Origin of the sequence: Hoeflea sp., from assembly GCF_039975035.1 — a bacterium.
Taxonomy (GTDB): Bacteria; Pseudomonadota; Alphaproteobacteria; order Rhizobiales; family Rhizobiaceae; genus Hoeflea.
Map to the genome: position 1 here is coordinate 22,317 of NZ_JBDWHW010000210.1, position 24,007 is coordinate 46,323.

Below are 24,007 nucleotides of genomic sequence, written 5' to 3' on the forward strand. Positions count from 1 at the left end.
CAGTTTTAGTAGTCTATTCTGGACTACTCTTACCTGATGACCTATCATGCCTCTGACTGCACGGCAATATTGCCCGTGCCATTGACGGCGAAAAAACCACAGGAGCCAAATCATGCAGGCACTACGCCCTCTCGAAGGCCTTCATGTGCTCGACCTGACCCATGTGATCGCCGGGCCCTATGCCACTTATCTTCTGGCCACCTTGGGCGCAGAGGTCATCCGCATAGAACCTTTGGGAGGCGATTCACTGCGCCACAGGAGTGGATCGGATGCCGCGCTCCGCGCAGCAGGGATGGGCACCGGTTTCCAGGCTCAGGGGGGCAACAAAACCTGCCTCTTTCTGGATCTGAACCAGGCCGAGGGACGAGCTGAATTCCTCGATCTGCTGGCCGATGCCGATGTTCTAGTGGACAATTTCCGTCCCGGCGTGATGGACCGAATGGGACTTAGCACGCCCACCCTGCTGGCTCGTCGCCCCGATCTGATACATTGCAGCCTGAGCGGCTATGCGCCCGAGGACCGGCGCGCTGACTGGCCCGCCTATGACAACGTCATCCAGGCCGCCAGCGGGCTAATGGCGCTCTCGGGCACAAAGGACACGGGGCCCCTGAAAAGCGGGGCGCCAATCGTGGATTACGCAAGCGGCATGATGATGGCCTTCTCGATCACATCGGCGCTCTACGCGCGTGCCCAAGGCACGCAGGGCGGGCAAAATCTGCAAATCTCGATGCAGGAAACCGCGCAGGCCATGATGGGATCCGTCATCGCGGACCATTTGGCTACAGGATCCCAACCGGCTGCGAAAGGCAATGCAGCCGGCAGCGGCATGCCTGCGTCGGGATGTTTCGAAACCGCGAATGGGACGCTGGCCATCGGCGCCAACGAGGCGCATCAATTCACAGCACTGCTGGAGGTTCTGGGCATCTCCGGGTTGATGCAAGATCCGCGCTTTGCTGACGATGACGCGCGACGCAAACATGCCTCCGTTCTTGGCGAGTTGCTGGAAGAAGCACTTGCAGCCCACAGCGCCGAAGAATGGGAGGAACGGCTTAACTGCGCGGGCGTCCCGGCTGCGCGGGTTCGCAGTCTCCCGGAAGCCGTTGCGGAAACGCGCAAAAGCGGCTCGCCCTTCCTGGCTGGCGATCCGGGCCTTCCTACGGTGCCGCTTCGCCTTAACAACGCCTCGCCGCGCCTTGCCCGGTGCCCCGGCCCTGTCGGAAACGATGGCGTGCGCTTCTTTACCCGACGCACTGCTCAAAAAGGCTCCGACCGATGAACGACACAATGAACCTGCTTATCCTTATGGCCGACCAGCACGCTCCCGATGCCCTGAGCTTTCTTGGGCATCCGTTGGTTCGAACGCCCAACATTGACCGGCTGGCCAGTCGCGGGACTTGTTTCACTTCGGCCTATTCACCCTCGCCACTCTGTGTGCCCGCCCGTGCCGCCATTGCAACCGGACGGGACGTCCACGAGATAGGCGCCTGGGACAATGCCCATCCTTACGAGGGCACCCCTGAAGGCTGGGCCCATGCCGCGACTGCAGCAGGGGTAAACACGACCTCCATCGGAAAACTGCATTACCGCTCGGAGAACGTAGCCACCGGTTTCAAGCGAAGCCTGTTGCCGATGCATGTCGTCGAGGCGCGCGGGGATATTCTGGGCTCCGTTCGCAATCCACTGCCCCAGCTTTCCAAAGGACGTTCTCTGGCCGCGGGTGTGGGCATCGGCGAGACCTCCACAACCCACTATGACCGGTCCATCGCCGAGACCGCCTGCGCCGAGCTCGCCCTGCGGACCAAAGACAAGGCCGACGATGGACGCTGGCTCATGTTCGTCTCCTTTGTCGCCCCGCATTTTCCATTGACCGCACCGGAAGAATTCGCCGCCCTCTATAATCCCGACGACATGCCCCTGCCGGCTGTTGCCACGCAGGAAGAGCGCGAGCATCCCTGGTTCGCAGGCATGCGCAAGAGCCTGAACTGGGATGACGGGTTTGACGATGAAACTCGACGAAAGGCGGTAGCAGCCTATTTCGCACTGACCAGCTTCATGGACGCCAATGTGGGCCGCGTGCTGGACGCGCTCGATGCAGCAGGCCTTTCGGAGAACACCCGTGTGATCTACATGTCCGACCATGGTGAGGCACTGGGGAAGCGCGATCTATGGGGCAAGTCGACGCTCTATGAGGAGTCTGCGGGCATACCGCTGATCCTGGCCGGGCCCGATGTTCCCGCGCGCCGGATCCCTGCACCCGTAAGCCTGACCGATCTTGACGCCACAGTGCGCGATGCCCTGAATGTTAACGGTTCAGGTCCAGCCGGAACCAGCCTGCTTGCGCTGGCGCAAGACCGGGCAGAGCCTCCGTCAGAGGTCTTGTCGCAGTTCCACGGCGGCGGCTCTCCTAGCGGGGCCTACATGCTCCGCTTTGGAGACTGGAAGTATGTTCATTATGTCGGATACCCGGCGCAGTTGTTCCACCTGCCCACCGACCCCGAGGAACGTCACAATCGCGCGTCTGACCCATCGGTTTCAGGGGTGCTGGCAGAAGGCGAACGCAGGCTCCGCGCGCGTCTGGATCCCGAGGAGGTCGACAGGCGGGCGAAACAGGCACAGGTCGCCCTCGTCGATCGCCACGGCGGACGCGATAGCGTGATCGGCCGGGGAAGCTTCGGCGCAACTCCGCCACCCGGGACGAAGGCAATTTACGACCGGGGCAAATGAGCGGGGGAGCGTTGCCGGACAACCCAACGCCAGCCGAACAAAGACCGGTACCCGCACGATTCAACTTGCGGACTGACGCCCTTCACTCAACGCCCTGGCGGGTTTGCGTTTGCAACCTTCCCGGCTGGACTGGTGATGCCCTTGGGTAAAATGACTGCGCACGCAAACATGGACCGCAGTGAATTTCCGCAGATTTCGCATATGTCGAAAACCGATCATGAGCCTTCTCACTGGTCGAGTTCAATCCACTCTCCCGTCGCCCCAGGGTAGGAGAAACACACGAAACCTGCCGGGAATTCATATCCGTTACCCCGTCTCCGAAAATACGTGCGTCGCAATTTCAGCGACGCAATCTTAACATGTCCACTTGTAGGACAACTAAACATTTGTTAGCGTTGCTTTCGCCAACAGGCTGCAATTGATTATCGGATGACAAGTGAGCACGAGACCGCAAACGCAAAGCATCGCAAACCAGGCCGAAATCATTGGCTCGATGAAGGACGCGCTCGGTCCGGTGAGCGTGTTAACACCACTTGAGCCGGACAGCCGATATCTGACGGACTGGTCCAGGGATCATCACGGGATTGCGCTCGCGATTGTGAGGCCGCGAAGCATTGCTGAAGTCCAGAAAACAGTGGCTTACTGTTTTAATAATGCAATTCCCGTTATCCCGCAGGGCGGCAATACAGGCTTGGTCTCTGGATCCGTAAACGCCAAAACGGCTTGTGTTGTCATCAATCTGGAACTGCTTAACCAGGTTCGCGAGATTGATGAGAAGAACTTCTCGATGAATGTTGATGCAGGGTGTCTGCTGCGAACCGTCAAGGAGGCGGCAGAGGCAAGACAACTGATATTCCCGCTCTCGTTGGGTTCGGAAGGGAGCTGTCAGATAGGTGGCAATGTCGCCGCCAACGCCGGCGGCGTGAACGTATTGCGCTACGGAATGATGCGGGAGCTGGTTTTGGGGCTGGAAGTCGTGCTTCCTGACGGCAGCTTGTGGAACGGGCTTGGCGGCCTGCGCAAGGATAACCGGGGCTTTGATTTGAAACAGTTGTTTATCGGGGCCGAAGGAACGATCGGGATTGTTACGGCTGCCTGCCTCAAGTTGTATCCGGCGCCCGAAAAGGTGGAGACCGCTTATATCGGCGTCGGGTCCTATCGGGATGCCTGCGATTTTTACGAAGCAGCGCGTCGCGCATGCGGAGATTTGCTTACCGGTTTTGAAATGATCGGGGCGGAATGCTTGCCACTGGCAATGCAAATCCATCCAGCTCTGCGCAGTCCGCTCAACAGGGACCTCCCGGTCCACATCCTGCTGGAGACGTCTGCCAGCAGGTACGTTAATCTTCGTGATTTGCTTGAGCGGTTTCTGTCAGACTCCATGGATCGCGGACTCGTCATCGACGCGGTCTTGGCAAATAGCCATGAGCAAGCACGATCATTCTGGAAAATCCGCGAAGGTCTTGTCGAGGGACAAGCCCGCCGGGGCTTTCATGTCCGCAGTGACATATCGGTCAGGCTTCCCCAGGTTGCAGGCCTGGTTGAGGCGTTGCGTGACATGCTCGCGACGCGTTTTCCTGCGTGGATATCTCAAAGCTATGGCCACGCGGGAGATGGCAATGTGCATTTCAATGCTCTGCCTTCGCTTGATCTCAGCGAGAACGAGATGCGCGAGACCGGCCGCAAGATCGAGGCAGATATCTATCGGATTGTGGATGAGTTTGGCGGGTCAATCAGCGCAGAGCACGGGCTCGGTCGAACCAAACGCGAAAGGTTTGCCTTGTCAACTGACCCCACCCACAAATTACTGATGCATAAGGTCAAGAAGATTTTTGATCCGCGAAACCTTATGAACCCCGGCTGCATGCTCAATGAAGAAGGTTTGCTCCAATGAGGCAAGTATCAACCAAGCTGGGTGCTGTGGAGCACCTGCCGAGCAAGGTCGCATCCTATATAACCCGGGAAATCGCGGCCGGAAACCTGCGGCCGGGAGAGCAGCTTCCGTCAGAGCATAGCCTCGCCGATATGTTGGGCGTGAGCCGCAATGTCGTGCGGGAGGCGGTTTCACAACTACGGGCCGACGGAATCGTGCTGGCGCGGCAAGGTATCGGCGCATTTGTGATGGAGCCGGAGCGCCGATCCGCAATACGGCTCGATAGCGAAGCTCTCAAGGCCGATGGCTCAATGGAGCGCCTGTTCGAACTGCGTGGAATTCTGGAGACCGAAGCAGCGGGTCTGGCCGCAGAACGGCGGAGCATCGACACTCTCCATCGGGTGAAGCAGTCGCTTGAGCGAATGGCTGGTGAAGAACGCTGGGAAAAGGGCAGCATCGACGCGGATCTGGAATTCCACCGCGAGATCGCCCGAGGGACCGGAAACGATTACATTTATACCTTCGTGTGCTTCATCTGCGAGCAGATACGACGCTCGATCTATATTGCACGCTTTACGAACCCGCTTCCTGAACTTGTGGAAATCAACGTCGCCGAACACAGGCGAATTTACGAGGCGTTGGAGAGAGGCGACGCCCAGGCAGCAAGGATCAGTATGCGCGAGCATATAAGGGGAGCCGGAGAACGCGCCGGCGCAATGCCTGGCAAGTCATCAGAAAACTCAAAGACGCGGGATTGAGACCATGATTCTGGATAAACTCAAAAAGATCACCGATATCTGCATATTGGTCGAGAACGTGGAGCGCACAGTCGAGTTTTATACCGAAAAGCTTGATTTTGAACTTCGCAGACGAGCGGAAGGGTTCGCCGACTTCCACGCTCACGGAGTTACACTGGCGGCTTGGGAAATAGATCACATCAATCGCCATACCGGTGTTTCCAACACTCGCTCTCCCAAGCATGCGCACAAGGCATGCGTCGCCGTCGAGCTTGAAAGCCCGGCCTCCGTCGATGAACTTTACAAAGAGCTAAGTGAGCGTGGGGTCCATTTTTGCGGCGCACCGGCCAGCTATGAGTGGAACGCGCATTGTGCGTATTTCACCGATCCCGATGGCACGCTGTGGGAGCTTTACGCCTGGAACACCGGCGGGCCCGATGATTATCACAAGACCGATCAAGAGCGGTGACAACAAATCGCTCAGAAGCAGGAAATGCTATCAACCATTGGAAAAAGGGGTACAAATTCAATGAGAAACCGCACAAACCGGATCAATAGAAGAACTTTCCTCAAGACTTCCGCAGTGGGAGTTGCTGCGTTCGGGACCGGAATCCAGCTCATTCTGCCGGAGGATGCGCACGCCGCAGCAAAGGTCATTGTGAAATATGACTGGCTGATGTCCAACGGACAGATTGGGGATATCATCGCCGCCGAAAACGGTTATTTTGCCGATGCCGGCCTGGAAGTGGAGTTCAGCCCGGGTGGTCCGAATTCCGCAACGGTCCCTCCGGTTATTTCCGGGGCTGCGGCTCTTGGTCAATTCTCCGAAACACCTCAGCTTTTCAATGCCCGCGCTAGCGGCGTTCCGGTGAAAATAATCGCATGCGGGTTTCGAACCGGGCCGTATGCCTTGACATCCAAGCCGGACAAGCCGCTTCGATCTGTCGAAGATCTGCGGGGCATGAAAATCGGGGTTCAGCCGACCGCACGTTTTGTAATGGACGCCATTGCCGCCAAGAACGGCATTCCGCTCGACGAGTTGGATATTGTCAATGTCGGCTTCGACAAGGCACCCTTGATCCGTGGCGAGGTGGATGCAATTGGCGGCTGGATCACGAACACGCAGTCATTGAGTGTGGTCGGCGATGACCGGGTTGATCTGCTGTTGAGCGACCTGGGACTGGCATCCTATGCGAATGTATATTTTGCCACGGACGAAGCGGTTGAGAAAAATGCGGATATTTTGGCCAAGTTCATTGGAGCAGCCGCCAAAGGTTGGGGATGGACACACGAAAACCCCGAGGAAGCCGTCAAGAAAGCTGTTGCCGCCTTTCCGAACATGGACCTTGAATGGGAGCTCAAGACAATTGATCTTGTGCTTCGCTTGAGTTTTGACGAATCGACGGCGAAAGATGGCTGGGGGACCTTTGATCCTGCGTCCCTTGAGGAGCAAATCGCGCTCTATGACATGATCAAACAATACCCTGACGGGCGGCCCGAGCTTGAAGATGTCTACACCCCTGCAATTCTTGAAATGACCGCTTCGGACCGTCCGAAGCTTGGTGCACCGGTCAAATAGCTCATATGAGTGTTGCGATCGATTGCGAGAAGCTGGACATCGGCTATCGAAATGCTGATACCGATATTACTGTCGTCTCCGGCCTTGACCTAACGGTCACGGCCGGGGAGTTCCTGACAATACTGGGGCCGTCAGGTTGTGGAAAATCCACACTTCTGCGTGTTGTTGCTGATCTTCTTGAACCACTAAGCGGATCGATTGCGGTTCTCGGCACCAGCCCTCGACAGGCACGGATGACGAGACAGATCGGCTTTGTCTTTCAGGATTCAACTCTGTTGCCATGGCGCAGCGTAAGGCAGAACATAGAGTTGCCAGCCGTTGTCGGCGGCGCCAACAAGCGGGTGGTCTCGACCGAAAAAACCGATGCCTTGCTCGTCATGCTGGGGCTGGAAGGCTTGGGCGATCGTTTCCCAAGCCAATTGTCCGGCGGTCAACGACAGCGGGTTGCCATAGCAAGGGCTTTGATTGAAGAGCCTAAACTGTTGTTGATGGACGAACCATTCGGCGCTCTGGATGAAATCACCCGTGACCGCCTCAACAGTGAGTTGCTGTCCATCTGGCGGCGCACCGGCACCACAATTCTGTTTGTTACTCACTCCATCATGGAGGCTGTTTATCTTGGTGAACGCGTCATGGTGATGGCTTCCAATCCTGGTCGCGTCCTCAGCATCACGGATCTTCGGGACGCCAAAAACGCAGACAACAGCTGCAGCCGGGAAGATCCGAAAATCATCTCTGCCATGGCGGAAATGCGCGTAGCACTCGAGGCGGCATCATGATCGAACGTCCATTGTCCCAAAGCGCTTCTGTGACTTTGTCAGTTCTCGGCGGTCTGTCGATCCTGGTGATCTGGCAGTTTCTCGTGCCGTGGGCTGGAATTCCTGCCTACATTGTTCCGACGCCGACCGCCATCGCAGGTGTCTTTCAAAAACAGTGGCCTTTGCTGCTTTCCAATCTTTGGCCAACCGCGGTTGAAAGCGTTGCCGGATTCCTCATCGGCAATTCCATGGCGGTTTTGGTCGCCGTGCTATTTGTGTATGCGCGGATTGTGCAGGCCGCCTATTTTCCCGTCATCTTGTTCTTCAACACGATCCCCATCCTCGCCTTGGCTCCGATAATCGTGCTGATTTTTGGCTTGGGCATGACGCCGAAGATCATAATTGCCGCGGTAATCTGCTTCTTTCCTACCTTGGTCAACATGATCCGTGGACTTGGTTCTGCAAGCCAAAACGAGCAGGAATTGTTACGTATTCTCTCGGCGACGCGATGGGAGACATTCTGGCGCTTGAGACTGCCGCGATCGCTTCCGATGCTGTTCTCATCGCTGCGGATTGCAGCCACGACATCGGTGATAGGCGCAATCGTCGGTGAGTGGATCGGCTCCGACAAAGGCATCGGCGCTCTTATTATCCAGGCAACATTCAACTATCGCTCGGGCCAATTATATGCGGCAATTGTGTTGTCGTCATCGATGGCCATTGTCTTGTTTCTGCTTGTCGTTTTAGCGGAACGGAAGATCATGCGATACAGTTGAACCGCAGCGGGCGTTGTCAGAGAATCCAGAGCCAACCAAAGAATGCCCCGCAGCTTTCCCTGCTCACTGGACCCCGTTCTCGCTACCTCTCGGGCCCTGCGGGTGACAGCGTTCCGCCTCCAGCGGGTTTTGGATGGCTGATGTCAGACATCACCCCCTCGATGAAATCGTTTCCTTGATCTTGAGGGACCTCTGATTCTGACAGGCTGACCTTACGGCTCTATATCCGGGGTGCGGCCCGATATCATATCAGCAAGGATACGTGCTGTTCCACAAGCCTGCGTCCAACCGTTCGAGCCATGACCGGCATTGAGATACAGATTGGAAAATTCCGTCGGCCCGACGATTGCAGGTCCGGCAGGTGTCATCGGCCGGAAGCCGCACCAGAATTCGGCAGCGGCATAATCGCAGGCTGCCGGGAACAGATTTCTGACCCGATCGATGAGACCGAGGCGCGCCTCCGGCCGGAGCGCGCGGTCATAACCGGCAATCTCGGCGACGCCCGCTGCCCGCAGGCGGTTGCCGAGACGAGTGACCATGACCTTGGAATGCTCATCCATGACCGAGGACAGCGGAGCTCCGGCATCCGTGTGGATTGGGCAAGTGATGGAATAGCCCTTGACCGGATAGACTGGCAAATTAATGCCGAGTGGCTTTAACAAGGCGGGGGCAAATGCACCGGCTGCAACAACGAAGGCATCAGCGGATAATTTCCCCGCATGGGTGCGCAGGCCGATGATGCGGTTTGCATCGGTCTCAATCGCACTGACTATCGTATCGAACTCGAAACGGCACCCCTTTTTCACCAAAAGGGCGGCGAGCGAACGCGTGAAGATATGGCTGTCTCCGGTACCGTCATCAGGCAAGTGCAGACCTGCTGCAAAGCTGGCATTGGAATCCTTCAGTGCGGGTTCGATTCCGGCGAGTTCACTCGCCTCGACAAAGCGGTGGGCAATACCAAGCTCCGCGAGAACCTTGGCCGAACGACGCCCGCCCTCGGCCTCTTCCTCGGTCTGAAACACCTGCAACACGCCTTTATCCGACAGATCGAATGCGATGCCTGTCTGGGCGCTGAGCTCAGTCAGGCAATGCCGGCTGTAATGGGCGACACGCTGCATGCGCGCCTTGTTTTCGGCAAAGCTCCGTGCATTGCAATTTGCGACAAAAGCGGCAAGCCAGCGCCATTGCGCAAGATCGAAACGCGGCCGTATCTTGAGCGGCGGAAAGTCATCGAAGAGCCATCTCAGCGCCTTCAACGGCATGCCCGGCGCGGCCCAGGGACCGGCGAAACTCGGGCATATGCCGCCGGCATTGCCGAAACTCGCCTCGCCTGCCGGCGCCGACAGCCGCTCGATAACTGTCACTTCATGCCCCAGCTCGGTCAGATACCAGGCGGTTGTCACACCGACAACGCCCGCGCCTATGACGATGATCTTCATGTCGTGTGTCATTGCCTTGCTGTCTTGGCGCCGTCAGTAGGTTCCCGGATATCCGCCGCCGTCAATCAACAGGTTTTGCGCCGTGACAAACCCGGCCTTGTCGCTGCACAGGAAGGCGCCCCAATGACAGAGGCTTATCTTGTTCCCGGACCTCAAGGTTACTCGGCCGCGGCAGCGAAATTGACCTCGAAGCCGTAACGCTCCGGCAATCCGAGACGCCGAAATGCCTCGACGCCGGCCTGCAGCCTGGCGCCATCCAGCGGCTTTAGCGGTTTGCGCAGCGGGCCTGACGGCATGCCGAGAACCCGCATCAGGGTCTTCACCGCAACCGGGTTGATGGCGGAATAGGCGAAATGCAGCATTGGCAGGTTGTCCAGCCAGGCCGCGCGATGATTGAAAGCGTCTTCACCGGTCTCCCAGGGTTTGGAGATCACCGCCATTTCCTGCGGGATGATGTTGCCGGTCATATTCGCGGTGCCGTGGCCTCCCAGCGCCATGGTCGGCACGACCAGACCGAGATTGGGCGAGCAGCAGCACATGATTGCCATGTCGGGTTTGGCGGCACAGACCTGCGCCACCTGACCGACGCGCGTGGTCGATTCCTTCAGCACAACCATGTTCGGGTGCTTGGCCAGTTTCAGCAGATCACTCCAGTGCAGATCGGTCTTCACCCGCGGTGGATTGTTGTAAAATCCCATGGCCAGATCGGTGCTGTCGAGCACTTCCATCGCATAATCGGTAATGGCGTCATTGTCCGCGCAGATATAGGCGGGAGCGGCAAGGATCGCTCCGTCAGCGCCTTCGGCCTTGGCATAGCGGGCATAATCGATCGTCGTCTGCGTATTGTTGCCGGTAATGCCATAATACATCAGCATGTTGCCCGGTTTCATCTTCGCCGTTTCGGTGATGATCGCCTTGCGTTCTTCCGGCGACAGCATCGAGACCTCGCCGGTCGATCCCATGATCAGCACGGCTTCGGTGCCATTCTCATGATGCCAGTTGAGAAGCGTACGGAACCCTTCAAAGTCGATCGAACCGTCATTGTTCATCGGGGTAACGAGGGCGACGAACGAGCCGCGAGGTTGAATATGTGCCATCAGATAGTCCTCCATAGTGCCCCCCGGACCCGAGCGGTTTCGGTGGCCTGTTCCGCATCTTGTCTACAATGCCGGGGGGCACCTTGCCCAATACCAATCGGCAATGACCCTATGCGGTATACTTAAACTTGCGGATTGATGCGGGTCGCAATCTCCATCCCATCCATCACTTCCTGGAAAGTATCCGCAAACATCTGCGCCGAACGCGACAACGCCTTGTCGGCATGGGCCAGTAGATGCACATCAAACGGGATGGCTGGTTCAAAGCGAACGGACCGCAACACCGTGTCGGGAAAAATCGCGGGCGTGAAAGGGTCGATGATCGAAAGCCCGGCTCCTTCCGCCACAAGACCACAGGCGCTGTAGGATGGCTGGCTTTCCACCGCCACATTCGGCGTGATCCCTGCCCGGTCGAAACGTTCGGTTACATATCCGGCGGTCACGGTCTGCGACGACAGCACCACAAGAGGGATGTCCTTGAGGTCCTTGGGCCCCAGGACTTCGCGCTCCGCAAGAGGATGCTCCGCTGGCAGCACGACGACGCAATAGGTTCTCCAGGATGCCAGGCGCAGGACGTCGGTGCGCCCCGGCGCCAGTTGCGCCACGCCCAGATCCGCCTGCCCGGCGGCGACCAGATCGACAATGCGGGGTGAGTTGTGCACATTGTGGGTCACGCGGATGCCATTGTGCGTTTTCAGGAATTGCGAGAGCGCCCGCGGGACGATCCGGAAGCTGACCATCGGCAGAGAGGCGATGGCAAGGGTGGAGTGCTGCAGCCCGCGCATCTCGCGGGCAAACTGATCCAGCCTGCCAAGACCATAGAACATCCGCTCCACTTCGCTCGCCAGACAATGAGCATCCGGGGTCGGAAAAAGCTTGCCGGCACGCCGTTCAAAGAGGGAAAAGCCGAGGTCCATTTCCAGTTCCGAGATCACACGGCTGATCGCCGGCTGGCTGACCGACAGCGCCTTCGCCGCGGCGGTGACCGATCCGAGTCGCATGACCTGGCGAAACGCCGTGATCTGTCGTTCTGTCATCATCGGGGAGACCTCCGGCGGTGGGTATTGGTGACGTGATCAGAGCGTGCCGGGATAATCCCCGCCATCCATCAGGATCGACTGCCCGGTCATCAGCCCGGCATGGTCGGAGGCCAGGAACGCGAAGAGTGCGCCAATCTCGTCGGGGCGACCATAGCGTCTGGCCGGGCTCTTGGCTGCGCGCGCATTCCATATCTCGTCAAAGCTCGGGCCACCTTCGGTGACCAGCGACTGGACATGCTGGCGCTGCGCTTCGCTGTCGATAATGCCCGGCAGGATGGTATTGATCGTCACGTTGCGGGCCACGCCCTCCCGCGCAAGTCCGGCGGAAAACCCGACCAACCCGGTGCGTGCGCCGTTGGACAGGCCCAACTCCACCTGCGGGATCTTCACTCCGCGCGCAGCGATGTTGACGATCCGGCCGAAACCGCGTTCGACCATCCCGTCGAAAGTCAGTCGCATCATCTGGATCGGCGCCAGCATCATCAGATCGAGCGCAGAGATCCATTCGTCCCGGTCCCAGTCGCGGAAATCGCCCGGCTTCTTGCCTCCTGCATTGTTCAGCAAAATATCCGGCTCCGGACAGGCTTCGAGTGCTGCGGCACGCCCCGCGTCGGTCGTGATGTCGGCTGCGACCGTCTGCACTTTACCGCCGGTTTCGGCGCGGATCGCATCCGCAGTTTGGTTCAACGCTTCCAGACCACGCGCCACCAAGGTGACATCGACACCTTCGCGCGACAGGGCCAGTGCGCAAGCGCGCCCCATTCCCTTGCTTGCGCCGCTCAACAGCGCCTTGCGCCCCTTCAACCCCATATCCATCGTCAATTCTCCCCGGTCGCCAGACCGTCTAGCTGCAAGGGTTCAACCCGCAGGATCGCGTCTTTCAATGCTTGTGTGTGTGGGTGGCGGGGGTTGGCAAAGATACTGTCAGCCGCACCCTCTTCAACCACCTCGCCCCGGTGCATGACCATCACCCGGTCGCACAGATTTTCGATCACCGCCAGATCATGGCTGATGAAGATCAGCGAAAGCCCCCGGTCGCGGCGCAGGTCGCGCAGCAAGGCCAGGATCTGCGCCTGAACGGACACATCAAGCGCCGAGGTCGGTTCATCACAGACGATCACCCGCGGCTCTACCGCCAGCGCCCGTGCAATCGCGACCCGCTGCCGCTGCCCGCCGGACAAGGCGCGCGGTGTGACCTCGGCGCTGGCGGCAGGTAGATCCACGGAATGCAACAGATTAGCCACTCGCGCCCGCCGCGCCGAAGCGTCCAGATCGGTGTGCAGTTTCAAAGGCAGTTCAAGGATGCTGCCGATGGTCCAGCGCGGATTGAGCGATCCGAAAGGATCCTGGAACACCGGCTGGATCAACTTGGCCAGGCTCCGCTGCGGCAGAGAAGTCGCGGCCTCGCCGGCAATCTCCACGCTGCCCGTGTCGGGGCGATCAAGCCCGATGAGGATACGCGCAAGCGTACTCTTGCCGCAGCCGCTTTCGCCGACAATGCCAAGGATTTCACCCTCTTCGAGATCAAGCGAGACCTCATCAAGCGCCCGAAAAGACCGGGCTTTGCCCCAACTGCTGCTGGTGTAGGTGCGTCCCACGCCTCGCGCCTGCAACACGGTTGCAGCAGCGGCGCGGGCCGGCGGGGTCCTGGGCCTTGGCAGGCTGTCGATCAGCTTGCGGGTATAAGCATGCGCAGGTGTACGCAACACCTGTTGCGTATTGCCGGTTTCGACAATGCGACCCTCCTGCATGACTGCAACCCGGTGGGAAACACGTTCGACCACACCAAGATCGTGAGTGATGAAGAGCATTCCCAGCCCAAGCTCAGCCTGTAAATCACCCAGCAGATCGAGCAGCTTGATCTGTGTCGTGACATCAAGCGCAGTCGTCGGCTCGTCGGCGATCAGAAGGTCCGGGCCGCACATCAAAGCCATGGCAATCAGCACGCGCTGGCGCTGACCGCCCGACAGTTGATGGGGAAACTTGCGCATCTGCGCGACGGGGTCGGGCAGTCCGACCCGGTCAAGCAGGTGAAGCGCCCGATCACGGGCCTCTGCGGACCCGCTGCCAGTGTGCTGCCGATAGACCGTCATCAACTGATCCGCGATGGTAAAAACAGGGTTCAGCGCGGTCATCGGCTCCTGAAACACCATCGACAGCCGGTCGCCGCGCAGAGCCGCCGGGCTCTTGCCGCTGTCAAAGGAGATTTCATCGGCCCTCACAACAGCACCCGGAGGCGAGATGCCCATCAGCGCCATCGCCGTCATCGACTTTCCCGATCCACTTTCTCCGACCAGCGCCAGCGTTTCACCGCGCGCCACATTGAGGTCTATACCGTGCACGATTTCGTTGCCTGCAATGGTAACGGACAGGTTGCGCAGCTTCAGCAAGGCGCTCATCGCTTTTCCCCCTGAATGTCGCGCAGGCCGTCGCCCAGAAGGTTAATGGAAAGCGCCAGTGCAAACAGGCAAAGCCCCGGCAAGGTGATGAGCCAGGGGTTGAAGAACATGAAGTTCTTGGCTTCCGACAGCATCAGCCCCCAGGACGGCAGCGGCGCCTGTACCCCGAGACCGAGAAAGGACAGCGCCGCCTCGATCAGCACCGCGTTGGCCATCTCGACCGTCGCCACCACGATCAGCGAAGCACGAATATTGGGCAGGATCTCGCGGATCATGACATGCATGTGGGTGGTGCCCATGGCCCGCGCGGCGGAGACATACTCCGCATTGCGCAGTTGCTGCGTGGCCGTGCGTGCCACCACGGCAAACTGATCCCAGAGCAGCAGGCCTATCACCAGCAACACGACTGTCAGCGATCCGCCGACCACGGCGACAATTGCCAGCGCCACCAGAACCACCGGGAGCGACAGACGCGTGGTGATCACTGCATTGATGCAGGTATCCACCCACCCGCCGAAATATCCCGCCGCAATCCCGAGCGAGATGCCGATGAAGCCCGAGATAAGCACCGCCCCAAAGCCGATGACGAGAGAGATCTGCGTGCCATAGATCAGACGACTGAGATAATCGCGGCCCAGCTGGTCTGTGCCAAGCCAGTGGCCGGGACCCATGCCGTCATGCCAGAATGGCGGTTTCATCCGCTCACCCAATGACTGCACGAAGGGATCATGGGGAGCCAGCAGCGGTGCAAAAATCGCGATCAGCACCAGCAGTAGAAGCACACCACCACCGATGGCAAAACCACCGTGTCTGAGGATCGGGGATATACGCGGCGGCTTTATTTGTGTGACGGGATCAAGCATCAGGCATGCTCCCGGATGCGAGGATCAAGCACAGCATTGAGCAGGTCGGCAAACAATGTGAGCAGGATATAGACCAGTGAAATGAACAGCACGATTGCCTGAATCACCGGCATGTCCGAGCGGCTCATCGACTGCCATGCAAGATAACCCACCCCCTGGATCGCAAAGACCGATTCCACGATGATCGATCCGCCCAGCATGAAACCGAACTGAACCGCGGTCAGAGAGATCACCGGCAGGATGGCATTGCGCAGGGCATAGCGAAACAGGATCTTGCGTTTGGAAAGTCCCATGGCGCGGGCGGTGCGGATATAGTCGGCTTCCAGCACCTCGATCATGCCCGCCCGGATCAGGCGCATGAGTGCAGGCATCGCGAAAGACCCCAGTGTGATCGCAGGCAGCACGAAATGCGCCAGCGTGGCGGACCCCGAGATCGGCAGCCAGCCCAGTTTGACCCCGAAGAGCAGGATCAAGAGCAGACCGGCCCAGAAGTTCGGCACCGCCTGCCCCACCACTGCCAGGGTCAGCGCCAGCCGGTCGAGCCATGAGTTCGGGCGCAAGGCCGCCAGCACGCCAAGCGGCACCGCCAGCGCAAGGGCAAAGCCTATGGACAAGCAGGCCAGCAGCGCGGTTGCCGGTATCCGTTCGGTGATAAGCTTGGAAACCGGTTCGCCCGAGAGATAGGAATTTCCCAGATCGCCGCGTACAACTCCGGCCAGATAATCGCCATACTGGACGATCAAAGGCTGATCGAAACCGTATTGCACGCGGATTGCCGCCAGATCCTCATCGGTCGCGCTGTCGCCCGCCACGCCTGCGGCCGGATCCACGGCGACATGGCTCAGCAGAAAGCAGATAATGGAAATCGCAAAGACCACAAAGAGGGCCAACGCGCTGCGTCTTAGTATCAGTCTGGCCATCAAGCTGGTCCGTCATGCTTGGCGCCGCAGGGGCGTTTCATAGAAAAGGCGTCTCTGCAGGCGGGACATGCCCGCCTGCAGATCAGATGTCGGTCAGTCTGCCCAGGAGGCCAGGAAGAACCGCGGCAGTTCGTCGACATTGGGCGTGAACTCAAGCCCCGTGGTATAGGCATAGCCCATCACGATGGTGTGCATCGGCACCCAGTATGCCTTCTCTGTAATCGCCTTGATAGCTTCGGAATAGGCAGCTTTCCGGTCGTCCTCATCCACGGAGCTTCCAGCCTTGGCAACCAGATCCATCACGGCCTGGTCGCGCGCGCCATCATTTGTGCTGCCGTTGAAGAAGTTACCGAGTGACGCGGAAGCATCGGCGATCGAGAACGAGCCCCAGTCGCCATACCAGATGTCCACGTCACCCTCGCGCCAGGCCGAAAACGATGCGCGCGCCTGAACCATCTCGAGATCGGCCTCAATGCCGACAGCGGCAAGATAGCTCTGCACGGCCTCTGCCCGTGAACGGTCACGGTAGCTCGACATCTTGACCTTGAACCCATCCGGATATCCCGCTTCGGCCAGCAGGGCCTTGGCTTTTTCCGGGTCGTAGTCATAGGTCACAGCAGCCGAGGTGTCGCAGCCGAACTGCATTGGATAGCAGGGCACGTTGATCACTTCGCCGTCACCACCGACAAGGTTGGAGACGATGGCGTTGCGGTCGATGGCATGGTTGATGGCCTGGCGAACCTTCAGGTCAGCCATCGGGCTTTCGGGATTGGCTCGCTTGGCCGCATCCATGCCAACCATTGCGATCCGCATCGTCGATCCCAGCTCGGCCGTCACACTCGGCAGACCGTCAAGCTGTGCCACCTGGTCTTCCGGCACGTTCCAGATCCAGTCGACGTTGCCGCCGATGACTTCGGCGATCCGCGTTGCCGTATCCGGGATGATCCGCACGTTCAGGGTTTCGATGGCCGGCGTGCCCTTGCCACCATCGGCATAGTAACCGTCATAGGCTTCCAGCGTGAACTGGCCGCTGTCGCCCGAAGCGTATTTGTATGGGCCGGTGCCAATGGGAGCCTGGCCAAACGCCTGCAAGCCGACCTCTTGGGCATAGTCGGAAGGGTAGATCGGCAGGGAGCCCGCGATGAACTCCATCGCAGCCGGGAAAGGTGTCTTGGACACGATGCGCACGGTCATCGGATCGACCGCCTCAACCTTGTCGATCCAGTTGACAGAAGCCTGGCTACGAGCGCCGGTTTCGGGGTCCGCGTAAGTTGTCAGGGTCCAGACCACGTCTTCTGCGTCGAAGGCGGAGCCGTCATGGAAGGTGACTCCCTCGCGCAGCTTGAATTCCCATGTCAGGTCGTCGATCCGGGTCCACGAAGTGGACAGAAGCGGCTCGTATTCGAAGGTTTCCGGGTTTCGATAGACCAGCATGTCGAACAGGTGCCGGGTCATCATCACACCGTCGCGCGCGGTGGAGATATAGCCGTCAAAGCCGGGTGGTTCTTCGCCGATACCGATGGTCAGGCTGCTGTCGGCGGGGCCTGCCAGCGCACTGCCCGCAGAAAGCACAAGCGCGGCGGCTGCCGTGATGAGCTGGTTTCGTTTGTCGATCAGGTTCATTTTATTCCCCTTTTGGTTGGCTTTGGTTGATCGGTTCATGCACTCGCCGGCCTGCGCCGGGACCTGGTGTATTTCAGTGAGGCAAGATCCATCGTCACACGCCCGGGGGCCGCGACGAGGATGATCTGGCTTGCCATTTTCTCGTAGGCACCGCGAAAGTGGACGGAGCTTTTGACGCACAGAATTGGCAGTTCTGCGGGGTCGAGGCCGAGATGATGGATCAGCGCAGGTTCAGATGCCTGCATGCGCTTTTCCGCCACGATGACCCGCACGCCCTGTTGCTCGAGCAACGCCACTGGCCCCATCTCGATGCTGGCGCCTGCATACATCGGGCCGACACCGGTAAACTGCCCGTCACCGACGGCAGCAACGCGCCACGGCCCCGGGACAGGGGCGCCGGTTCCGGGGTCGGTTCGGCCACCCACGTCGATATCCAGAACAGCGCCGACACCGGCATCGACCGCCGACTTCGCCGCCGCGCCATCAGCAATATGCACCATAAGCGCGCCTGTGGCCTTCGCCTCGATCAATGCGCGCAGCAGACCAGTGGTGTCGTTGCTGCCTCCGCCGCCCGGATTGTCCTGAACGTCGGCGATGACAACCGGGGGCTTGCCGCTCTGCATCGCCTGAGCCACTCCCTGAGCTGCCGTGCAAAGGCGGGCTTGAAAATGCGGTTCGGCTTGCGTCCATTGTTGCAGTGTTTCGTCCGCAGCCGCATCGGCGACATCCTGATTTTCGGCATAGACCACCAGGGCAGGGCCAGCGTCGGGTACATCGGCAAGCGGAAAGCCAAGGGTGATCATCGTGTCAACACCGGACCGGGCCGCGGCGGTGCGGTATAGCCCATCGACAGGCGACGAGCCCGTGCCCTGCGCGACCAGCGGCAGCAGATAAGGCATCTGTCGGAACGCCTTGGCCGGACGGGGCGCTCCTTGTACGAATTCCAGCAGCCGTTGCATCGCCCGCGCGCCGGTATCGGCCATGTCGATATGAGGATAGGTCAGATAGGCAAACATCTGGTCTGCCGCCGCGACCATGCGCGCGGACAGGTTGGTGTGCAGATCAAGCGCCACGACGATCGGCAGGTCCGGGCCCACCAGTGCCCGCAGTTTTTCGAGAAGCGCGCCTTCGGCATCGTCATCCTCCGTCGTCGCCATGGCGCCGTGAAGCTCCAGAAACAGGCCGTCCACCGGCAGCTGATCCTGCAGCCGTCCGGCGATCTCGTCTGCCAGGGCCTCGAAGGCTGCGTGGCGCACTCGGCCCGATGGCAGGGCCATGGTCCACAGCAACGGTGTCGCCGTGACGTCAGTTTCATTTAGAACCCGCAAGGCCCCCGCCATCGGAACCGAAGTCCCCGCCAGCACCGTCCTGATCTCGTCGCCCCGGCTTTGCTTCGGCCAGCCGCCGGGCGCGAGGAAATCTTCAGCTTCGGTCAGACCCGGGGCGAATGTATTGGTCTCATGCTGAAGACCGGCGAGTGCAATCCTCATGACGCAGGTTCCAGTACCGGATGATGCCACGGCCTGCTTGCCTCGAAGGCTTGCGACGCCCGCAGCACAAGATCGTCGCGGAAGGGTGCGGCAACAATCTGCAGCCCGATGGGCAGGCCCGCAGCCTCTTTGCTGTCGGATCCGGTCAGACCGCAAGGGATCGAGGCGGCAGGCTGATGGGTCATGTTGAAGGCAAAAGTATAGGGCGACCAGATGCGCCCTTCGATCTGGAACCAGTGATCATCCTGCGGCTGCGGTCCGGTCCCGAGCGGGAAAGGGGCAACCGCCACGGTGGGCGTCAGCAGAATATCGTAGGTTTCATGGAAGGCCTTCATCCGCGAGACCAGCGTTTCACGGTGACGCATCGCGGCGATCAGATCATCCGCATCATAAGCCTTGGCCTGATCCAGCACCCGTGCCACCAGTTCGTCCATCTTTTCGCGCGCATTCCCTGCCCCGCTGGCGCGGTAGCTGGCTGCCCGGTTGCAGATGCGCAGGCAGTTGTAGGCGTCGAACAGACCGGAAAAATCCGGGTCCACCAGTTCGACCTCGGCTCCCATATCGGCAAAACTCTTCGCTGCGGCATCCGTGGCGGCCCGCACATCCGCATCGGGATCCACCAGCCCCAGACCGGGGCTATAGGCGATGCGCAGCCCCGCCACGCCAGCTTTCGGATCGGCTGCCAGAACAGCATCCTGCCGGGGCAATCCATAGGGATCGCGCACATCCGGCCCGGCCAGCACACGCAGCAACAGCGTGGTATCCTCTACCGTCCAGCCCATTGGCCCGGTGTGGCCCAGAATACCTGCCGAGCTGGGCGGCCAGTTGGCGATCATGCCGAAGGTCGGCTTGATGCCATAGACGCCGCCAAAGCTGGCAGGCATCCGGATTGACCCGGAAGCATCGTTGCCGATGGCCAGCGTCCCGACGCCTGCAGCCAGATGTGCTGCCGCCCCCATCGAGGAGCCTGCACAGCCATATTTCAAGTTCCAGGGTGAATGCGTATCTCCGGTCAGCGGGCTGCTGGAATAGGGGCTGCCACCAAACTCGGTTGTCGTGGACTTGCCATAGAGCACCGCTCCGGCGGCGCGGGCACGGGCCACTGCGGGCGCATCAACATCCTGCGGCGCGTCCGGATCGGTGGTCAGCGACCCCTTGCGGGTTGGCATGCCTTTGGTCAGCAGCATGTCCTTTACCGACACCGGCACACCATCCAGCGGACCCAGCGGTGCCCCTGCTTGATAGCGTGCCTCGGCGGCATCTGCAGCCCTCATCGCTCCTTCACGGTCCACATGGACGAATGCATTGATCATCGGTTCAACCTGGTCGAGCCGGTCCAGCACCGCGCCAAGAGCCTCTTTCGGGCTCAGTGTCTTTGTGGAGAAGCCGCGGACCATTTCGACTGCGGACATGGAAGCAAGCGATGTGTCAGTCATATGGTCTCTCCGGCAAGTGCCTGTGTATCGATCCGGCTCGCCAGATGCGCATGTTTTTTGATGAAGCCGGACAGATATTCAGTCACCCTCCCGGGCGCCTCGATCTGCGGCATATGACCAATGCCATCGAGAATGGTTGCGGGCCCCTGCCGCACCAGCCCGGCAATCCTGTTGCATTCTGCGGGCGGACAAACAGTATCCAGGGCGCCGCCCATGACGGCCACCGGCATCTTCAACCCGCTCAGGATGTCGCTTCGGTCCCAGCCCGCAGAGGCATACAGCGCCGCAAGATACCCGTCACGTCCGAGATGACCGAAGTCGGAGACGAGACGGGCAATCATCGCGTCTGTCGCGTCCTGAGGCAGGACTTGTCGCGCCACACGGCGAGCAGCTTCCGGTGAAACCTCGCCATCAACGAAAAGCGATTGGCGGCTGAGAACATAGTCATGGCGCTGCGCGGCATCGAGATGCGTCAGAAAACTGGCCTGCGCACCCGAAAGCACAATCGCCCCCAGACGATCAGGGTTGAGCGCGCAGACTTCCATCAGGATGCGTCCGCCCATGGAATGGCCAACAGCGATCACCCGGTCCAGCTCCAGGCTGTCAAGCACGCGCAACAGGTCTTCGGCGAAATCGCGCATCGACGTCACTTGCGGTCCGTGGCTCTGCCCGTAGCCGCGCGCGTCCCAAGCAAAGGTGGCAAACTCCGTCGAGAGCGCCTCCACCTGGGTTGCCCATTGGCCGCGGTGTCCACCGATGCCATGCAGCAGGAAAACCGCAGGGCCCGCGCCGATGCAGTTCAGCGCGATGCTGGTCTGCGGTTCAATGGATCTGTGAATCGTGAAAATGGGACAGCCTCGGCATTTTCAGGGTTTCGGGCCTGAAAGGAACGCACCTCAAAGACACCGCATGGGTCAAAGATACGAAGCGAGCCTATTACGTCAAATGACAATTCATACTAGGGGCATTCAGTTTGGTTATGTCCTCGCCCGCAATTCATCTCCCTAACCGACAAATGAAGCTTTTCAGCAGCAATCTACGGATTGCCGCGACCTTCGATGCCCAGACCAGCCTCTCAAGAAAGCTCGGGGGGATCGCCGGTTGAGTTGTCCATGAGTTTCAAGGCAGATGCAGTGGCTGATCTTTCAGGATCGTTTCCATCGAGAACAGTCCCGTCACCGTTTCCAGATCGACCTTCGCGGTCAGCTTTTTGTAAACCCGGTCATATCCCGACATCGAGGTTGTGACGACCTTGATCAGATAGTCCCAATCGCCGCCGATCCTGTGCACGTCGACAATTTCCGGAATGCCGGCGAGGTGTTTGCGAAATTCCCGCATCCAGCCTTCGCTGTGCTGACGGGTGCGGATCATCATGAACACGGTCAAATTCAGACCTACCAGGTCGGCATTCAGACGGGCATGGAACCCTTCGATCACGCCAAGTTCCGTCAGGCGCTTGGTCCGCCGCCAGCACGCATTTTGCGAAAGCCCGACGGCTGCGGCCACGTCACGCTGCGAAAGCGCCCCGTCCTTTTGGAGGACGGCAAGAATTTTGCGATCTAAGGCATCAAGTTCGATCATATGACCCAATATTCTTATATAATCTGCAAAATCAAGTGAATATTTTCACCTTTAAACGCCTAAACTGCTCGACACAATCAAACGAGAGTGCCGTGATGAACAAGCCGCTTGACGAGAGCCTTTTTAACCGTTTTCGGTCCAGCATCCGAACAGACCACATGGTGGCAAGCCTGACCGAAGGCCTGATCGGGCACAATGCGATGATTGACGGACCGTTGGGCAGGAAACCGTTGATCTATGCTGATTACGTCGCCTCAGGCCGTGCGCTGCGCCAGATTGAAGAATTCGTGCTCACCGAGCTGCTGCCGTTTTATGCCAACAGCCACACTGAAGCGTCTTATGTCGGCGGCATGATGACCCGCCTGCGCCGGCAAGCCCGGGACATTATTCGGGCAGAATGCAATGCGTCCAGGGATCACGCAGTGATCTTTACCGGATCGGGCGCAACCGCAGGCATCAACCGGCTTGTGCATCTTTTGGGGCTGACCGATATGGTCGCGCAGGGCAAATCACCAGTGGTTCTGATCGGCCCCTACGAGCACCACTCGAATATCCTGCCCTGGCGCGAAAGCGGGGCCGAGGTGATCGAAGTACCGGAAGCCGAAACCGGCGGACCGTGCATGCCGACACTGCGCAAGACGCTGGCAAGCGTTGAGGGGCGGCCCGTCATCGGCGCATTCTCTGCCGCCTCCAACGTCTCGGGGATCATGACCGATGTGACCGAAGTCAGCCGCGTTCTCAAGGCGTCTGGCGCGACAGTGGTCTGGGACTATGCCGGTGGCGCGCCATACCTCCCAATTGATCTGTGCCCGGAGCCGGACGCATTGATTGATGCGGTGGTGCTGTCTCCGCACAAGTTTGTCGGCGGCCCCCAGGCATCGGGCGTGCTGATCCTGCGCCATGACGTGGTGCGGTCCGAAAGGCCCACGATGCCAGGTGGCGGCACGGTGCGGTTTGTATCACCCACTGCCCACGACTATTCCCGCAATGTCGAGGCCCGCGAAGAAGCCGGCACTCCGAATGTCATAGGCGACATTCGCGCTGCACTTTGCTTTCTGGTCAAGGCCGAGATCGGCCAGGATTACATCACCCGCCGAAACCATGAGAATTGCCAGAAGGCAATGCAGGCCTGGGGTATGCACCCCAACATCGAATTGCTCGGAAATCTCACCTGCGACCGGCTTCCGATTTTTTCATTCCGGTTACGGGATGGCAAAGGTGGCTATGTTCATCAACAACTCGTGACGCGGCTGCTGTCGGATTGTTTTGGCATTCAGGCACGCGGCGGCTGTGCCTGTGCCGGTCCTTATGTGCACCGCGTGCTGGATATAGACCATGATGGTTCAGAGCAAATGCGCGCGGCAATTCTTGCGGGCCGAGAGATCGAGAAGCCCGGCTTCGTGCGCCTGAACTTCAGTTTTCTTGCCACCGATTTTGAGGTTGAAACCATCCTGAAATCCGTACTGGAACTCGCCGATAGTGCAAGTCAGCATGTGGCAGCCTATACATGCAATCCGGCAACCGCGATTTTCACTCCGGCATAAGGTTTCCGTCTTGATCAGGCCAATTTTGGCTCGCACATCCGGTTCTGTCGCAGGACCGCGTTTGCTAGACTCAGGATACATTGATTGATCCAGAAGATGACAGTGGTTGCGATTGCGATGGCTGACAT

General features: G+C 59.5%; 21 protein-coding genes. 9 read left to right on the plus strand and 12 right to left on the minus strand.

Features of this window, described 5'->3' with window-relative positions; genetic code table 11:
- Positions 1–112 precede the first annotated feature (112 nt).
- From ABJN75_RS18745 to ABJN75_RS18780, 8 genes are all read left to right on the plus strand, one after another.
- Positions 113–1,276, plus strand: coding sequence for a CoA transferase (locus tag ABJN75_RS18745; RefSeq protein WP_348441117.1), 1,164 nt, complete (start codon positions 113–115; stop codon positions 1,274–1,276).
- Positions 1,277–1,284: 8 nt separating this feature from the next.
- Positions 1,285–2,724, plus strand: coding sequence for a sulfatase-like hydrolase/transferase (locus tag ABJN75_RS18750; protein WP_348441118.1), 1,440 nt, complete (start codon positions 1,285–1,287; stop codon positions 2,722–2,724).
- Positions 2,725–3,160: 436 nt separating this feature from the next.
- The gene (locus ABJN75_RS18755) at positions 3,161–4,618 is read left to right on the plus strand and encodes an FAD-binding oxidoreductase (RefSeq protein WP_348441119.1); all 1,458 of its coding nucleotides are present in this window, start codon (positions 3,161–3,163) and stop codon (positions 4,616–4,618) included.
- On the plus strand, positions 4,615–5,355 hold the full coding sequence (locus ABJN75_RS18760; protein ID WP_348441120.1) for a FadR/GntR family transcriptional regulator: 741 nt from the start codon (positions 4,615–4,617) through the stop codon (positions 5,353–5,355). Before ABJN75_RS18755 ends, ABJN75_RS18760 begins: the two co-directional genes overlap by 4 nt.
- Positions 5,356–5,359: 4 nt before the next feature.
- The gene (locus tag ABJN75_RS18765; RefSeq protein WP_348441121.1) at positions 5,360–5,803 is read left to right on the plus strand and encodes a VOC family protein; all 444 of its coding nucleotides are present in this window, start codon (positions 5,360–5,362) and stop codon (positions 5,801–5,803) included.
- 60 nt (positions 5,804–5,863) lie between these two features.
- Positions 5,864–6,913, plus strand: coding sequence for an ABC transporter substrate-binding protein (locus ABJN75_RS18770; RefSeq protein WP_348441122.1), 1,050 nt, complete (start codon positions 5,864–5,866; stop codon positions 6,911–6,913).
- A 5-nt stretch (positions 6,914–6,918) separates the two neighbouring features.
- Positions 6,919–7,692, plus strand: coding sequence for an ABC transporter ATP-binding protein (locus ABJN75_RS18775; RefSeq protein ID WP_348441123.1), 774 nt, complete (start codon positions 6,919–6,921; stop codon positions 7,690–7,692).
- Positions 7,689–8,447 carry an ABC transporter permease gene (locus ABJN75_RS18780; protein ID WP_348441124.1) on the plus strand — a complete coding sequence of 253 codons (759 nt, stop codon included), beginning with the start codon at positions 7,689–7,691 and terminating at the stop codon, positions 8,445–8,447. Before ABJN75_RS18775 ends, ABJN75_RS18780 begins: the two co-directional genes overlap by 4 nt.
- 212 nt (positions 8,448–8,659) lie before the next feature.
- On the opposite strand, the gene ABJN75_RS18785 is transcribed toward ABJN75_RS18780, so the two are convergent.
- The 12 genes from ABJN75_RS18785 to ABJN75_RS18840 form a co-directional block, all read right to left on the minus strand.
- The gene (locus ABJN75_RS18785) at positions 8,660–9,898 is read right to left on the minus strand and encodes a D-amino acid dehydrogenase (RefSeq protein ID WP_348441125.1); all 1,239 of its coding nucleotides are present in this window, start codon (positions 9,896–9,898) and stop codon (positions 8,660–8,662) included.
- Between the two features lie 146 nt (positions 9,899–10,044).
- Complete coding sequence (locus ABJN75_RS18790) at positions 10,045–10,983, minus strand: dihydrodipicolinate synthase family protein (protein WP_348441126.1); 939 nt, start codon at positions 10,981–10,983, stop codon at positions 10,045–10,047.
- Positions 10,984–11,105: 122 nt separating this feature from the next.
- Complete coding sequence (locus ABJN75_RS18795; protein ID WP_348441127.1) at positions 11,106–12,023, minus strand: LysR substrate-binding domain-containing protein; 918 nt, start codon at positions 12,021–12,023, stop codon at positions 11,106–11,108.
- Positions 12,024–12,059: 36 nt separating this feature from the next.
- Positions 12,060–12,839, minus strand: coding sequence for an SDR family oxidoreductase (locus ABJN75_RS18800; protein ID WP_348441128.1), 780 nt, complete (start codon positions 12,837–12,839; stop codon positions 12,060–12,062).
- Positions 12,840–12,841: 2 nt separating this feature from the next.
- Positions 12,842–14,422: an ABC transporter ATP-binding protein gene (locus ABJN75_RS18805; protein ID WP_348441129.1), complete on the minus strand. Its 1,581-nt coding sequence runs from the start codon at positions 14,420–14,422 to the stop codon at positions 12,842–12,844.
- The gene (locus tag ABJN75_RS18810) at positions 14,419–15,285 is read right to left on the minus strand and encodes an ABC transporter permease (RefSeq protein ID WP_348441130.1); all 867 of its coding nucleotides are present in this window, start codon (positions 15,283–15,285) and stop codon (positions 14,419–14,421) included. Before ABJN75_RS18810 ends, ABJN75_RS18805 begins: the two co-directional genes overlap by 4 nt.
- Positions 15,285–16,205, minus strand: coding sequence for an ABC transporter permease (locus tag ABJN75_RS18815; protein WP_348441131.1), 921 nt, complete (start codon positions 16,203–16,205; stop codon positions 15,285–15,287). The genes ABJN75_RS18810 and ABJN75_RS18815 overlap by 1 nt, the downstream gene beginning before the upstream one ends.
- Before the next feature lie 93 nt (positions 16,206–16,298).
- Positions 16,299–17,828 carry an ABC transporter substrate-binding protein gene (locus tag ABJN75_RS18820; protein ID WP_348441132.1) on the minus strand — a complete coding sequence of 510 codons (1,530 nt, stop codon included), beginning with the start codon at positions 17,826–17,828 and terminating at the stop codon, positions 16,299–16,301.
- 35 nt (positions 17,829–17,863) lie between these two features.
- Positions 17,864–19,318 carry a M81 family metallopeptidase gene (locus tag ABJN75_RS18825; RefSeq protein WP_348441133.1) on the minus strand — a complete coding sequence of 485 codons (1,455 nt, stop codon included), beginning with the start codon at positions 19,316–19,318 and terminating at the stop codon, positions 17,864–17,866.
- Positions 19,315–20,754, minus strand: coding sequence for an amidase family protein (locus ABJN75_RS18830; RefSeq protein ID WP_348441134.1), 1,440 nt, complete (start codon positions 20,752–20,754; stop codon positions 19,315–19,317). The genes ABJN75_RS18825 and ABJN75_RS18830 overlap by 4 nt, the downstream gene beginning before the upstream one ends.
- Positions 20,751–21,602: an alpha/beta hydrolase gene (locus tag ABJN75_RS18835; RefSeq protein ID WP_348441138.1), complete on the minus strand. Its 852-nt coding sequence runs from the start codon at positions 21,600–21,602 to the stop codon at positions 20,751–20,753. Before ABJN75_RS18835 ends, ABJN75_RS18830 begins: the two co-directional genes overlap by 4 nt.
- Before the next feature lie 271 nt (positions 21,603–21,873).
- Positions 21,874–22,335 (minus strand): Lrp/AsnC family transcriptional regulator, encoded by a 462-nt coding sequence (locus ABJN75_RS18840; protein WP_348441135.1) that lies wholly within the window; start codon positions 22,333–22,335, stop codon positions 21,874–21,876.
- A gap of 95 nt (positions 22,336–22,430) precedes the next feature.
- On the opposite strand from ABJN75_RS18840, the gene ABJN75_RS18845 reads away from it, so the two are divergent.
- On the plus strand, positions 22,431–23,879 hold the full coding sequence (locus ABJN75_RS18845) for an aminotransferase class V-fold PLP-dependent enzyme (RefSeq protein ID WP_348441137.1): 1,449 nt from the start codon (positions 22,431–22,433) through the stop codon (positions 23,877–23,879).
- The last annotated feature ends 128 nt before the right edge of the window (positions 23,880–24,007 follow it).

Bases quoted from the DNA above. Each gene is read 5' to 3' on its own strand.
- ABJN75_RS18745 (WP_348441117.1), top strand. From the start codon at position 113: ATGCAGGCACTACGCCCTCTCGAAGGCCTTCATGTGCTCGACCTGACC.
- ABJN75_RS18750 (WP_348441118.1), top strand. From the start codon at position 1,285: ATGAACCTGCTTATCCTTATGGCCGACCAGCACGCTCCCGATGCCCTG.
- ABJN75_RS18760 (WP_348441120.1), top strand. From the start codon at position 4,615: ATGAGGCAAGTATCAACCAAGCTGGGTGCTGTGGAGCACCTGCCGAGC.
- ABJN75_RS18765 (WP_348441121.1), top strand. From the start codon at position 5,360: ATGATTCTGGATAAACTCAAAAAGATCACCGATATCTGCATATTGGTC.
- ABJN75_RS18770 (WP_348441122.1), top strand. From the start codon at position 5,864: ATGAGAAACCGCACAAACCGGATCAATAGAAGAACTTTCCTCAAGACT.
- ABJN75_RS18775 (WP_348441123.1), top strand. From the start codon at position 6,919: ATGAGTGTTGCGATCGATTGCGAGAAGCTGGACATCGGCTATCGAAAT.
- ABJN75_RS18780 (WP_348441124.1), top strand. From the start codon at position 7,689: ATGATCGAACGTCCATTGTCCCAAAGCGCTTCTGTGACTTTGTCAGTT.
- ABJN75_RS18785 (WP_348441125.1), bottom strand. From the start codon at position 9,898: ATGACACACGACATGAAGATCATCGTCATAGGCGCGGGCGTTGTCGGT.
- ABJN75_RS18790 (WP_348441126.1), bottom strand. From the start codon at position 10,983: ATGGCACATATTCAACCTCGCGGCTCGTTCGTCGCCCTCGTTACCCCG.
- ABJN75_RS18795 (WP_348441127.1), bottom strand. From the start codon at position 12,023: ATGATGACAGAACGACAGATCACGGCGTTTCGCCAGGTCATGCGACTC.
- ABJN75_RS18800 (WP_348441128.1), bottom strand. From the start codon at position 12,839: ATGGATATGGGGTTGAAGGGGCGCAAGGCGCTGTTGAGCGGCGCAAGC.
- ABJN75_RS18805 (WP_348441129.1), bottom strand. From the start codon at position 14,422: ATGAGCGCCTTGCTGAAGCTGCGCAACCTGTCCGTTACCATTGCAGGC.
- ABJN75_RS18810 (WP_348441130.1), bottom strand. From the start codon at position 15,285: ATGCTTGATCCCGTCACACAAATAAAGCCGCCGCGTATATCCCCGATC.
- ABJN75_RS18815 (WP_348441131.1), bottom strand. From the start codon at position 16,205: ATGGCCAGACTGATACTAAGACGCAGCGCGTTGGCCCTCTTTGTGGTC.
- ABJN75_RS18820 (WP_348441132.1), bottom strand. From the start codon at position 17,828: ATGAACCTGATCGACAAACGAAACCAGCTCATCACGGCAGCCGCCGCG.
- ABJN75_RS18825 (WP_348441133.1), bottom strand. From the start codon at position 19,318: ATGAGGATTGCACTCGCCGGTCTTCAGCATGAGACCAATACATTCGCC.
- ABJN75_RS18830 (WP_348441134.1), bottom strand. From the start codon at position 20,754: ATGACTGACACATCGCTTGCTTCCATGTCCGCAGTCGAAATGGTCCGC.
- ABJN75_RS18840 (WP_348441135.1), bottom strand. From the start codon at position 22,335: ATGATCGAACTTGATGCCTTAGATCGCAAAATTCTTGCCGTCCTCCAA.
- ABJN75_RS18845 (WP_348441137.1), top strand. From the start codon at position 22,431: ATGAACAAGCCGCTTGACGAGAGCCTTTTTAACCGTTTTCGGTCCAGC.